Origin of the sequence: Micromonospora peucetia (assembly GCF_900091625.1) — a bacterium.
Lineage (GTDB): Bacteria > Actinomycetota > Actinomycetes > Mycobacteriales > Micromonosporaceae > Micromonospora > Micromonospora peucetia.
The window spans coordinates 1,957,746-1,969,752 of the sequence record NZ_FMIC01000002.1; the positions used below are offsets into that span (position 1 = coordinate 1,957,746).

Genomic DNA, 12,007 nt, shown 5'->3' on the forward strand with positions numbered 1-12,007 from the left:
TCACGCGAACGGAGTGAGCGTGACCCCCGCGTCGATCAGCGCGGCGCGGACCAGTTCGGCGCAGCGGACCGCGCCCGGGGTGTCGCCGTGCAGGCAGATCGACTCCACCGGGCACGGGACGACACTGCCGTCGACCGCGACCACGGTCCGCTCGGTGGCCATCCGGACGGCCCGGGCGGCCACCTCCTCCGGGTCGGTCACCAGCGCCCCGGGGGCGGTGCGCGGCACCAGCGAGCCGTTGGGCAGGTAGCCCCGGTCGGCGAAGCCCTCGGCGACCACCCGCAGTCCGGCGCCGGCGGCGAGCTGGGCGAGGACCGAGCCGGGCAGGCAGAGCAGCGGCAGCTGGTCGTCGTAGTCGCTGACGGCCGCGACCAGCGCCGCCGCCTGGGCCTCGTCGCGGGCGGCGGCGTGGTAGAGCGCCCCGTGCGGCTTGAGGTAGCGGACCCGGGTGCGGAACAGCCGGCAGAACGCCTCAAGGGCGCCGAGCTGGTAGGTGACCTCGTCGCGCAGCTCCGCGAAGGCGTACGCGATGTGCCGCCGGCCGAAGCCGGCGAGGTCCCGGTAGCCGACCTGCGCGCCGACAGCGACCCCGCGTTCGGCGGCGCCCTCGCACACCCGGCGCATGGTGGACGCGTCGCCGGCGTGGAAGCCGCAGGCGACGTTGGCGGAGGTGACCAGGTCCAGCAGCGCGGCGTCGTCGCCGAGCCGCCAGATGCCGAATCCCTCGCCCAGGTCAGCGTTGAGGTCCATGGAACCTGACCGTAGTCCCTGGGCGGGCCTGCGCGAGCGGGGTCACGTCGTCCACCACCCCGACGACTGGGTACCCGCCGGTGGTCGGATGGTCGGCGAGGAAGATCAGCGGTTGGCCGTCCGCCGGCACCTGCACCGCGCCGAGCACGATGCCCTCGCTGGGCAACTCCCCGGCCACCGCGCGGGGCAGCGCCGCGCCGGTGAGTCGCGCGCCGACCCGGTTGCTGACCGGACTCACCGTGTACGCGCTGCCGAACAGCCGGTCGAGCGCGGCCGGGGTGAACCAGTCGTCGCGGGGGCCGAGCCGCAGCGTCAGCCGCAGCTCGGTCGGGGTGGACGCCACGACGGTGACGTCCACCGGGGCGGGCGGCCCGGTCGGTGCGCCCAGGGGCAGTCGGTCGCCGTCGCGCAGCGGCGGCGGGCCGAGCCCGGAGAGGGTGTCGGTGGCCCGGCTGCCGAGCACCGGCTCGACGGCGATCCCGCCGCCGACCGCGAGCCAGTTGCGCAGTCCGTCGACGGGCGGGCCGATCCGCAGCACGGCGCCCGCCGGCACCGACAGCGGCCGGCCCACGTCGCCGGGTCGGTCGCCGACCCGCACGGCTGCTCCGGCTCCGGTCACCGCGACCGCAACCGCGTGCGGGAACCGCAGCTCACAGCCCGTCATCGTGATCTCCAAGCCGGCGGCGGACTCCGGGTTGCCGACGAGCCGGTTGGCCAGCCGCAGCGCCGCCGGGTCGAGTGCTCCCGACCGGGGTACGCCGAGGTGCGCCCAACCGGCCCGGCCCAGGTCCTGGACGGTGGTCAGCGCCCCGGCGCGGAGCACCTCGACCACTCCGGCGCCCGCCGTGGGCGTGCTCCGCGTGCTGCCGGTCACGCGGCCACCAGGCGCACCGGGGTGCCCGGGGTGAGCCGGGCCGGCGGATCGGCGTGCACGTCGAAGAGGTCCAGGTCGGTGCGCCCGACCAGCAGCCAGCCGCCGGGCGAGGCCGCCGGATAGATCCCGGCGTACGGGCCGGCCAGGGCGACCGAGCCGGCCGGCACCCGGGGGCGGGGGGAGGGCAGCCGGGGCACCGCCAGTTCGGCGGGGAGCCCGGTGAGGTAGGCGAACCCGGGGGCGAAACCGCAGAAGGCCACCCGGAACGGGGTACGCCCCAACCGCTCGATCACCGCCGGCACGTCCACGCCCCAGTGGCCCGCGACGACGGGCAGGTCCTCACCGTCGTACGTCACCGGCACCTCGACCGGGGCGGCGCCGGCTGCGGAAGTGCCCCCGCCGCCTGACAACCCGCCAGTTGTCGGCGAGTCAGTTGTCGGCAAGCTGGCAGCGGTCGGCGCGCCGGGTGCGTCCGGCCTAGGTTGCCAGGCGGCGATCCGCGCGGCCGTCGTAGCCGGGTCGGGTACGCCGTCGAGCAGGACGGTGGTGGCCGCCGGCACGATCTCGACGGCGGTCAGCTGGCCGCGTTCGCGCCGCCGCCACAGCTCGGCCCGCCAGGTCTCCACCTGGTCGGCGTCGGCACAGTCGATCAGCAGGGCGTGCGCCCCGACGGGTCGGATCCGCATCCCGCCATACTTCCTGACCGGCGGACGGCACCAGGGCCGGGCGACCGGTGTCCCACGTGACCGGACGCACTACTTGAAAGTAACCTACGGTGCCGTAACCTAAGGGCGTGACCACCTCCGCACCGCTTCGACTCAAGCCGGTCGACATCGGTAAGCCCCGGATGCGCGGCTGGCTGCACACGTACGCGTTCTTCGTCGCCCTCCTCTGCGGCATCGTGCTCAGCGCCATCGCCGCCAGCCGACCGGGCTGGGCCCCGCTGGTCAGCTGCCTCATCTACAGCCTGACGGTGTGCGGGCTGTTCGGCACCAGCGCGCTCTATCACCGGCGGGTGTGGTCCGAGCGCGGCTACCAGATCATGCGCCGGATGGACCATTCGATGATCTTCGTGTTCATCGCCGGCACCTACACGCCGTTCTGCGTACTGCTGCTGGAACCCCGGCCGGCCGCGATCATGCTGGCGCTGGTCTGGGGCGGCGCGGTCGCCGGCGTGGCCCTCAAGCTGGTCTGGCCGCACGCCCCGCGCTGGGTCTCCGCGCCGCTCTACCTGGCGCTCGGCTGGGTCTCGGTCGCGATAGTGCCCGACATCCTGCACCAGGGTGGCGTCACCGCCCTGGTGCTGCTCGTCGTGGGCGGCGCGATCTACAGCGTCGGCGCGGTCTTCTACGCGCTCCGCCGGCCCAACCCCTGGCCCACCGTCTTCGGCCACCACGAGTTCTTCCACGCCTGCACCCTGGTGGCCGCGCTCTGCCACCACATCGCCATCTACTTCGCCCTCTTCGCCTGACGGACACGCACCGGGGGCCCCGCCGCGCGGCGGGGCCCCCGGAAAGAAGGTGTCCAGACGTCAGACGGTACGACGCGGCCGACGGACCTCGCGGTACTCCTCCACGACCCGGTCGTCCTGCACGGGCACGACCTGCTCGGAGACCACCCGCTGCTGCCCACGCACCGGGGCGACCACGGCCCGGCGACGCGAGTTCCAGAAGTGGAGGGTGAGCAGCAGGCCGGCCACGCCGGCGAGCATCAGCACCCAGCCGACGACGGCCAGGTTGAGCCAGCCCAGATCCGCCTCCACGGCGAACGCGAAGATCGCACCCAACGCGATCAGGAAAATACTGCCACCAAAGCCCATCTCGTCGCCTCCTCGGCTGTCCCCTGGCGTTTCCATCCGCCGCGGCCATCGGTGAGGGTGCGGCACCCATCGACTTACCCAGGCGTTCTGATCGCCAATCGGGCAAGCTGGGGACATGACGGACGCTCACGCCCACAAACGGACGCTGGTGCTGCTCCGGCACGCCAGGGCCGAACCACCCGGGGAGACACCGGACGTACGCCGTCCCCTGGCCACCCGCGGCCGGGCCGACGCGGCCGCTGCCGGCGTGTGGCTGGCCAGACACGATCTGCTGCCGGACGTGGTCATCTGCTCGACCGCCCGACGCACCCGGGAGACCTGGCACGGCGCGGCGATGGGCATGACCGGATCGCCGCCGGAGGGCGGTTCGGCCGGCCCCGCCCCCATGGTGCGCTACGAGGCGGACGCGTACGAGGCGCACCCGGAGGACCTGCTGACGCTGGTCCGACACGTTGATCCGGCCGTCCGTACGGTGCTGCTGATCGCGCACAACCCGGGCATCTCGCTGTTCTCGGCCCTGCTCGACCCGGAGCGGGCGGACCCGGACGGGATGCGCACCAGCGACGTGGTGGTGCACCGCCCCGACGTCGACTGGCCAGAACTGGGCCCGGGACAGGCCCCGATCACCGACCGGCACACCGCACGCGGCTGAGCCACCCGCCGATGCTCGGGCGGGTGGCTCGATGTCGCCGGCTCAGGGCGGTCGCGCCAGCTCAGGACGGTGGCGCGGTCGGCGGTGGCGGGTCGGGCGGCGGTGGCATCATCGCCGTCGGGTGCGAGAGCCGGTTCTCCTCGACGATCAGGGTCCGAGCCCGCTTGCGGCGGTCCTGCCAGAACCAGAGCGTGGTGAGCAGGACGCCCAGCCCGGCCAGGATGAACACCCAGCCGACCGCGCGCAGGTCGACCCACCAGACGTTGGCTCTGATGGCGAAGGTCAGGATCGCGCCGATCGCGATCAGGAAGATTCCGCTACCAATGCCCATGTGCGCTGCACTCCCCCGTGCGGTGGCTCTGGGCGTTCTCTGACGTGGCCTCGCGACGGTTACCCGTCACACCGCCCGGCTACCCGGATGAGGTCCCCGAATAGCAACAGCCCTCTTCTCCGCGATCTTGCACTTGTCGCCCCCACATAAAGGACAAAGGCCGCAGAACGGGGGCCGAAAGTGCAAGATCGCGGAGAAGAGGGGGTGGGGCGCGGGGAGGGGCGTGGGGAAGGACGACGGCCGGCGGGCTGCTGCCCGCCGGCCGTCGTGCCGGATCACCGCCGGGTCGTCCCCGACTACGCCGCGTGGCGCGCTACGGCGTACCTCAGAAGGCCTCCTCCGGGAGGTCCATGATGTCCAGGTCGGTGCCCTCGATGATCCGCCGGTCGGCGCCGACGCGGGGCAGCACCTCGCGGGCGAAGAACCGGGCGGCGGCTACCTTGCCGGTGTAGAACGCCTTGTCGGCGGCGTTGACCTCGCCGGCCAGAGCCTTCAGAGCCACGTCGGCCTGCTTCTGGAGCAGCCAGCCGACAACCAGGTCGCCGATGGCCAGCAGGAAGCGGCGGCTGCTCAGGCCGACCTTGTAGAGCGCCCGGGTGTCGCCGCCCTGCGCCTCGCCCAGCCAGCCGGTCAGCACGCCGACCATGTTCTGGATCTCGGCGAGCGCCTTGCCCAGCGCCTGCCGCTCCTCCTTGAGCTGGCCGTTTCCGGCCTCGGTGGCGATGAACTCCTGGATCTCACCGGCGACCGCCATCAGGGCCTTGCCGTTGTCCCGGACGATCTTCCGGAAGATGAGGTCGAGGCTCTGGATCGCGGTCGTGCCCTCGTAGAGGGTGTCGATCTTCGCGTCCCGGACGTACTGCTCCAGCGGGTAGTCCTGGAGGAAGCCGGAGCCGCCGAAGGTCTGTAGCGACTCGTGCCCGAGCAGCTCGTACGCCCGCTCCGAACCGACGCCCTTGACCAGCGGGAGGAGCAGGTCGTTGACCCGCTTGGCGAGCTTGGTCGCCTTCTCGTCGCCCGCCGCCTCGGCGATGGCAACCTTGTCCTGCCAGGTGGCGGTGTAGCAGACCAGGGCGCGCAGGCCCTCGGCGTACGACTTCTGGAGCATCAGCGACCGGCGTACGTCCGGGTGGTGGGTGATCGTGACGCGCGGCGCGGTCTTGTCCGCCATCTGGGTCAGGTCGGCGCCCTGCACCCGGCTCTTGGCGTACTCCAGGGCGTTCAGGTAGCCGGTCGAGAGGGTGGCGATGGCCTTGGTGCCGACCATCATCCGGGCGCTCTCGATGATCATGAACATCTGCCGGATGCCCTCGTGCTTCTCACCCAGCAGCCAGCCCTTGGCCGGTACGCCGTGCTCGCCGAAGGTCACCTCGCAGGTGTTGGAGACCTTGAGGCCCATCTTGTGCTCGACGTTGGTGGCGAAGGCGCCGTTGCGCTCGCCCAGCTCGCCGGTGTTCTCGTCGAAGTGGTACTTCGGCACCACGAACAGGGAGAGGCCCTTGGTGCCCGGGCCACCGACGCCGTCGACGCCGACCGGGCGCGCCAGCACGTAGTGGATGATGTTGTCGCTCAGGTCGTGCTCGGCGGACGTGATGAAGCGCTTCACGCCCTCGATGTGCCAGGAGCCGTCGGGCTGCTGGATCGCTCGGGCGCGACCGGCGCCCACGTCCGAGCCGGCGTCCGGCTCGGTGAGCACCATCGTGGAGCCCCACTGCTTGTCGACGAAGAGCTTCGCCCACTTCTTCTGCTGCTCGGTGCCCTCGACCTGTAGCACGTGCGCGAAGGACGGGCCGGAGGAGTACATCCAGATGGCGGCGTTGGCGCCGACGATCAGCTCGGCGAGCGACCACACGAGCGCCCGGGGGGCGTTGCTGCCGTCCAGCTCCGTCGGGAGCTCCAGCCGCCAGAACTCGGAGTTCATGTACGCCTGGTACGACTTCTTGAACGACTCCGGCAGCGGCGCGGTGTGCGTGGCCGGGTCGAAGACCGGCGGGTTGCGGTCACTGTCCGTGTAGCTGGCGGCCAGATCCTCGCGGGCGAGGCGGTCGACCTCGGCGAGGATGTCGCGTGCGGTGTCGACGTCCAGGTCCGAGTACGGCGCCTGGCTGAACGTCTGGTCCGCCCCGAAGACCTCGAAGAGGTTGAACTCGAGGTCCCGAAGGTTGCTCTTGTAGTGGGTCATGCTCGCTGGCCCCGCTTCCGGACAGGTGTTACCGATCAGTAACCCCGACTGTATTACCGATCGGTAGTCAGCGACAACCCGATCTCGGAAGTGACGGCGATTACACACCTTCCGTTCGGATTGCGAAACGAGACGCAGCACCCGCCCGACCCGGGCCCTCCGGCCGGCTCAGCTCTCGGCCGCGCCGACCTCCCAGCTCGGCACGGCCACCGTCGCGGGACCGCGCGAGCCCGTGTATTCCATCAGGACCAGGGCGATGTCGTCGTCGAGCCGGCCGTGCACCCACTCGACCAGGGCGGTCTCCAGCGAGGCGAGCCCGTCACCGACCGTGCCGTGACCGAGCAGCCGCCAGGCCCGGTCGGCGGTCGGGAAGAACTCCCCGTCCCGACGCGCCTCGCCGAGCCCGTCGGTGAAGAGCAGCAACCGGTCTCCGGGCTCCAGCCGCTCGACCCGGGGACGGACCACCGGCATGAAGCCCAACGGTGGGGCGGGGGCCGGCGGTTCGAGCGGGATGACGGCGCCCCGGCGCAGCAGCAGCGGCGCCGGATGGCCGCAGTTGACGATGGTGAGCGTCCCGCCCCGCTCCTCGACGAGTGCGGCGGTGACGAAGTCCTCGTCGCCCACGCTGCGGGCCACCGCCCGGTCCAGGTCGGTGACGACGGCCCGCAGGTCCGCCCGCTCGAACGCCACGTGCCGGTACGAGCCCAGCACGATGCTGGCGAGCCGGACCGCGTCCAGGCCCTTGCCCCGCACGTCGCCAATGATCATCCGCACCCCGTACGGCGTGTCGACCGCCTCGTACAGGTCACCGCCGATCTCGGCCGTGGCGGTGGACGAGATGTACCGGGCGGCCACCGAGAGCGTGCCGACCTGCGGCCCGAGCGGGCGAAGCACGGCCTGCTGGGCGACCGAGGCCAGCCGGGTCAGCTCGGCGATCCGCTCGGCCTGACGCTGCCGTACGGCTGCGGTGGCCACCGCGATCGCGGTGCCCAGCGCGATGCACGCGACGGCGACGGCGGTGGGGAGCGCCGTGGACTCCTCGCCGAGCGCGAAGCCGGCCCCGAGGGCCGTGGCAGCCACGCCCACGCCGAGCGTGATGCGCCACGACGCCAACGCCGCGGTCAGGAACGGCGCGGCCACCATCAGCGCGATGTAGTTCGCCGCCCGGCCGTCGGCCAACTCCACGGCCGAGACGATCGCGAGCAGGACGAAGGCCGCGCCGAGGCCGGCGCGGGATCCGGGGCTCAGTGGGCCGGGGCCCGACTGGAAGGGTCGCGTGCGTACGAGGGACAGCATGCCTGATTGACGTGAGCGGGTGAATGAACCTGGCCCGTCGTCCGAGGGATGTTTGCCCACGCGGATCGTGTCGCCCGGCCGATCGCCACCGGCGGGGGTCAGCCGAGCACCTCGTACCGGACCTCGACGTGGCCGGCGTCGAGCGACGCGATGTCGGCGAACGCGGCCCGGGACAGGTCCAGGCAGCGCCCCTCGATGAACGGGCCACGGTCGTTGATGCGTACCGTCACGGATTTGCCGTTCGCCGGGTTGGTGACCCGGACCTTCGTGCCGAACGGCAGGGTCTTGTGGGCGGCGGTCAGCGCGGACGGGTCGAAGTTCTCACCGTTGGCGGTGAGCTGCCCCTCGGAGTAGAACGAGGCGCCGCACGAGCCACTGTCGACCACCGGGCGGGCGGTGCTGCTCTTCTTCGTCGCGGTGGGCTTCGGCGCGGCGGTGCGCGGCTTGCTCCGGGAGGGGGCCTGGGTGGACCGGGTGACCTTGGGGCTGGCGGTCGTGCTCGGCGACGCGCTGACACTCGGCGGGGCGGCCGGCGTGCTGGGGGTGACGCTGCTCGGCAGGCTGGTGGGCGCGAGGTCGACGGCGGCCGGCCGGGCGGTCTCCGCGCCCGAGGTCAGCTGTACGGCGCCGACGGTGCCGCCGACGACGAGGGCGACCCCGACCGCCGCGGTGGCCGCGATGCCGGCCGGCGAGGAGAACATGCGGGTACGGGAGTGCCTACCAGCCACCGTTCCGGTCCTTTCGTCATCTGAACAAACCGGGTCGGACCGTAACGAGAGAAGCACATCCGAAGTCAACGTGATCATGGCGCTATGCCCGTAATTGCGGTAATACGTGTAGCCGATCATCCGACCGACGGTGGGCCGGGCGGCCCAGGTGCGGTGGCGCAGGATGGGGGCATGCCCTTCGAGCTGAGCGGACGTCTTGCCGCGCTGGTCAGGTGGATCGATCCCGGTCCCGGCGCCAGTCACCTGGTCAGCGACGTCTCCGGCTGGTGGCGGGACCCGGAGGTCCTCGCCCGACTGGGGCCGGCCCTCGTGGAGCCGTTCCGGGCCGCCCGGCCGACGGTGGTCGTCTCGCCGGCCGTCACCGGCTACCTGCTCGGCCCGCTCGCCGCGACGGCGCTCGGGGTCGGCTTCGTGCCAGCCCACAAGCCGGGCGACGGCCGGCTGCCCGCCGGGCCGCTCACCTGGGCGCAGAGCCCGTCGGACTTCCGGGGCCGGCGGGTCGACCTGGCCGTCCGGGACCACGGCCTCGACCGGGGTGACCGGGTGCTGGTGGTGGACGACTGGGTCGCCACCGGGGCGCAGGTCCGCGCGCTCTACGAGATCTGCGCCGCGCGGGGCGCCGAACCGGTCGGCACCGCCACGGTCGTGCTCGACTGCCCCCCGGAGGTCGCCGCCGAGCTGCGCGTCCGAGGGCTCGTGGACGGCGCCGACCTGACGGCTTGACCTGAAGCGCAGTTCAGGTCGGAGGATCGGCCCCATGGGCGAGGAGATCCTGGACGAGGCGTACCGACGACTGCACCGCACCGGTCCCGAGTACGAGGGCTGGCTCTCCAACCACGGGCCGATGGCCGTGGAGGCGCTGGTCCGACACGGTCACGAGCGGGGGGTGCACCGCTGGCTGGACGCGTACCTGGGACGGCTGGACGAGCTGCCGCGCGGCCTGCGCCCGATCGAGGACTGGCGGGAGGCCCTCGGCGACCCGAAGCGGGCCGGCGACTGGCTCACCCACTTCGACCGGGAACTGCGGGAGCGACCCTGGCGGGAGGTGCTCGGCACCTGGTGGCCCCGGCTGCTGCCCGGCATCGCCGCCGGCGCCACCCACGGCGTCATCCGGGTCGGCCACGCCGTACGCGCCCTGCGGACACCCGCCCGGCTGCCCGGCATCGCCACGGGCGAGGCACCGGAGAGCCCGGAGCGGCTCGCCGAGCTGGGTCAGGCCCTCGGCTACTGGGCCGCTCGATGGCAGGCGGTCCCCGGCGTCGACCGGCCGACCGATGCCGCAACCGCCGATCCGGACGTCGCCGCCGCGCTGGCCGGACTGCCCCGGATCGCCGACCGGACCGGGGGCATCCGGGAGCGGCTGGGCCGGCTGCCGGCCGTACCGGAATGGCCGGCGGCGGTGGCGGCGCTGCGGCCGGCGCGGACCCCGGCCGAGGCCGAGCGGGACCTGATCGCGCTGGTGCACGGCGCGAGCCTCGACTACCTGCGTTCCGGGCACGCCGAGCCCGTGATGCTGGTGCACGCGGTGACCGCGCCGACCGCGGTGCTGCGTACCCTGCCGGCTCTCGACCGGGCGCTGTGGGCCCCGAGCGTCACCGCGGCCTGGTCCGCGACGGCGGCCGTGACCTCGGTGTACGCCTCACCGCAGCCGGCCGCGCCCCCGGCGGTGGCCGGCGGTGACCCGGCGGAGGTCTTCGCCCGGGCCGCGCGGCACGGCGACGCGCACGTGGTGAAGCTGGCCGACGCGGTCCTGGACGCGCACGCGGCGAGCGGCGACGACCGGGTGCTCGCCGCCGCCGGCTACGCCGGTCAACTGATCTGACCAGGACGTCACGGAACGCGCCGGGGTGGCCGCCGAACGGGTGTCCGCCGCGCCGAGCGTGGGGTGAAAATGCCGCGTCGGGTGGCCGGCGGCGACGGTACCGTCGGCAGGATGTGGCCTCGGATCGGTGGACTGCGCAGCCTCGCCCTCGGCACGCCCGGTGAGCTGCGGACACGGCTGAACACCCTGGTGCTCGCCGGGGTGAAGACGGCGACCGCCGGGCTGACCAGCGAGTACGCCGAGGAGGGCGAGGAGCTGGAGTACGCCGGCGAGCGGCTGGCTCTCGTCGACGACGGCGACGCGCTGGTCGGCGTCGTGGAGGTCACCGGCGTCGAGGTGGTCCGCTTCGCGGACGTGCCGTGGGACTTCGCCCGCTCGGAAGGGGAGGGCGACCGCTCCATCGAGGAGTGGCGCGAGGGTCACGCCGCCTACTGGGCGCGGGTGGGCACCCCCGTCACCCACGACAGCGAGATCGTCTGCATCCGGTTCCGGCTGGTCTCCGCCGGAGACGGCGGGATCGCCACCGGGGACCTCGGCACCTGAGCCCGCCGGCTCGACGCGTCCGTCGGTCCGGGGCGCGCTGGCCCGGCGGCACGGTCAGGCGCGGCGCAGCTCGGGCAGCAGGCGGGTGGCCACGTCCACCAGGACAGCCTCGTCGCCGGCATACCAACTGCTGGCCCGGGGCCAGTGGGTGACCACGTCGGTGAAGCCGAGGGCGGCGGCCCGGCCGACCTGGTCGGCGAAGAACTCGGCGCTGCGCAGCGAGAAGACCGGCGCGGAGTCGAGCGAGAGGTAACGGTCCAGGGTGCCCGGGTCGCGGCCGGCCGCGGCGAGCGTCCCGTCCATCCGGGCGGCGGCCTCGGCCACCCCGTCCCACCAGCTCTCCAGGTCGTCCTCGTCCGGGCCGGTGGTGACCCAGCCCTGACCGAACCGCGCCACCAGCCGCATCGACCGGGGCCCGTTGGCGGCCACCACGAACGGCACCCGGGGCGTCTGCACGCAGCCCGGGTTGTTCCGTGCGTCCACGGCGGAAAACCACTCCCCACGCCAGGTCGTGCCGTCCTCGCGCAGGATGAGGTCGAGCAGCTCGGTGAACTCGGCGAACCGGTCCACCCGCTGGCGCGGCGGCAGCGTCTCCCCGCCCAGCACGGCCGAGTCGAAGCCGATCCCGCCGGCGCCGAGCCCGAGCAGCAGCCGCCCGCCAGAGACGTCGTCGAGCGCGGTGACCTGCCGGGCGAACGCCGCCGGGTGGCGGAAGTTCGGCGAGGCGACCAACGTGCCGAGCCGGATGCGGGAGGTCACCGTCGCGGCGGCGGTCAGCGTGGTCACGGAGTCGAACCACGGCCCGTCGACCAGGTCCCGCCAGCCCAGGTGGTCGTACGTCCAGGCATGGTCGAAACCCCACTCGTCCGCCTGCTGCCAGCGACGCCGCGAGTCGGACCAGCGCTGGTCGGGAAGGATCACGATGCCAATCCGCATGATCGCCAGACTAGCGGCCAGTTCTGCCGCTACCACTGTCGTCGGCTCACGGTCCGTCGGCTCACGGCGCACCC

Annotated in this window: 14 protein-coding genes; 5 read left to right on the forward strand and 9 right to left on the reverse strand. The window is 73.0% G+C overall.

Features of this window, described 5'->3' with window-relative positions; genetic code table 11:
- The 3 genes from GA0070608_RS09165 to GA0070608_RS09175 are packed head-to-tail and all read right to left on the reverse strand — an operon-like array spanning position 1 to position 2,310.
- Positions 1-750 carry a LamB/YcsF family protein gene (locus GA0070608_RS09165; RefSeq protein ID WP_091625043.1) on the reverse strand — a complete coding sequence of 250 codons (750 nt, stop codon included), beginning with the start codon at positions 748-750 and terminating at the stop codon, positions 1-3.
- Positions 734-1,624: a 5-oxoprolinase subunit C family protein gene (locus GA0070608_RS09170; protein ID WP_091625046.1), complete on the reverse strand. Its 891-nt coding sequence runs from the start codon at positions 1,622-1,624 to the stop codon at positions 734-736. The genes GA0070608_RS09165 and GA0070608_RS09170 overlap by 17 nt, the downstream gene beginning before the upstream one ends.
- Positions 1,621-2,310, reverse strand: a complete 690-nt coding sequence (locus tag GA0070608_RS09175) for a 5-oxoprolinase subunit B family protein (protein ID WP_091625049.1) — start codon at positions 2,308-2,310, stop codon at positions 1,621-1,623. The genes GA0070608_RS09170 and GA0070608_RS09175 overlap by 4 nt, the downstream gene beginning before the upstream one ends.
- 107 nt (positions 2,311-2,417) lie before the next feature.
- On the opposite strand from GA0070608_RS09175, the gene trhA reads away from it, so the two are divergent.
- Positions 2,418-3,095, forward strand: coding sequence for a PAQR family membrane homeostasis protein TrhA (gene trhA / locus GA0070608_RS09180; protein WP_091625052.1), 678 nt, complete (start codon positions 2,418-2,420; stop codon positions 3,093-3,095).
- A gap of 60 nt (positions 3,096-3,155) precedes the next feature.
- Here trhA and GA0070608_RS09185 read toward each other — a convergent pair whose 3' ends face one another.
- Positions 3,156-3,443 carry a DUF6458 family protein gene (locus GA0070608_RS09185; protein WP_091625056.1) on the reverse strand — a complete coding sequence of 96 codons (288 nt, stop codon included), beginning with the start codon at positions 3,441-3,443 and terminating at the stop codon, positions 3,156-3,158.
- Positions 3,444-3,558: 115 nt separating this feature from the next.
- Here GA0070608_RS09185 and GA0070608_RS09190 point away from each other — a divergent pair, with 115 nt between their 5' ends.
- Complete coding sequence (locus GA0070608_RS09190; protein ID WP_091625060.1) at positions 3,559-4,095, forward strand: SixA phosphatase family protein; 537 nt, start codon at positions 3,559-3,561, stop codon at positions 4,093-4,095.
- A 61-nt stretch (positions 4,096-4,156) separates the two neighbouring features.
- Here the strand turns inward: GA0070608_RS09190 and GA0070608_RS09195 are convergent, their stop codons facing one another.
- From GA0070608_RS09195 to GA0070608_RS09210, 4 genes are all read right to left on the reverse strand, one after another.
- Positions 4,157-4,426, reverse strand: coding sequence for a DUF6458 family protein (locus GA0070608_RS09195; RefSeq protein ID WP_013730795.1), 270 nt, complete (start codon positions 4,424-4,426; stop codon positions 4,157-4,159).
- Positions 4,427-4,751: 325 nt separating this feature from the next.
- The gene (locus GA0070608_RS09200) at positions 4,752-6,608 is read right to left on the reverse strand and encodes an acyl-CoA dehydrogenase (protein WP_091625064.1); all 1,857 of its coding nucleotides are present in this window, start codon (positions 6,606-6,608) and stop codon (positions 4,752-4,754) included.
- A gap of 168 nt (positions 6,609-6,776) precedes the next feature.
- A complete protein-coding gene (locus GA0070608_RS09205; protein ID WP_091625067.1) occupies positions 6,777-7,904 on the reverse strand; it encodes a PP2C family protein-serine/threonine phosphatase in 1,128 nt (375 codons plus the stop codon).
- A 98-nt stretch (positions 7,905-8,002) separates the two neighbouring features.
- Positions 8,003-8,632, reverse strand: coding sequence for a septal ring lytic transglycosylase RlpA family protein (locus tag GA0070608_RS09210; protein ID WP_176733670.1), 630 nt, complete (start codon positions 8,630-8,632; stop codon positions 8,003-8,005).
- A gap of 171 nt (positions 8,633-8,803) precedes the next feature.
- Between GA0070608_RS09210 and GA0070608_RS09215 the strand changes: the two genes are divergently transcribed.
- The 3 genes from GA0070608_RS09215 to GA0070608_RS09225 all read left to right on the forward strand — a co-directional run bounded on the left by GA0070608_RS09215 (position 8,804) and on the right by GA0070608_RS09225 (position 10,997).
- Positions 8,804-9,355 (forward strand): phosphoribosyltransferase family protein, encoded by a 552-nt coding sequence (locus GA0070608_RS09215; RefSeq protein ID WP_091625074.1) that lies wholly within the window; start codon positions 8,804-8,806, stop codon positions 9,353-9,355.
- A gap of 34 nt (positions 9,356-9,389) precedes the next feature.
- Complete coding sequence (locus tag GA0070608_RS09220) at positions 9,390-10,454, forward strand: questin oxidase family protein (protein ID WP_091625079.1); 1,065 nt, start codon at positions 9,390-9,392, stop codon at positions 10,452-10,454.
- A gap of 111 nt (positions 10,455-10,565) precedes the next feature.
- On the forward strand, positions 10,566-10,997 hold the full coding sequence (locus GA0070608_RS09225; RefSeq protein ID WP_091634698.1) for an ASCH domain-containing protein: 432 nt from the start codon (positions 10,566-10,568) through the stop codon (positions 10,995-10,997).
- A gap of 54 nt (positions 10,998-11,051) precedes the next feature.
- Here the strand turns inward: GA0070608_RS09225 and GA0070608_RS09230 are convergent, their stop codons facing one another.
- Positions 11,052-11,933, reverse strand: coding sequence for an LLM class flavin-dependent oxidoreductase (locus GA0070608_RS09230; RefSeq protein WP_091625084.1), 882 nt, complete (start codon positions 11,931-11,933; stop codon positions 11,052-11,054).
- Positions 11,934-12,007: the final 74 nt, after the last annotated feature.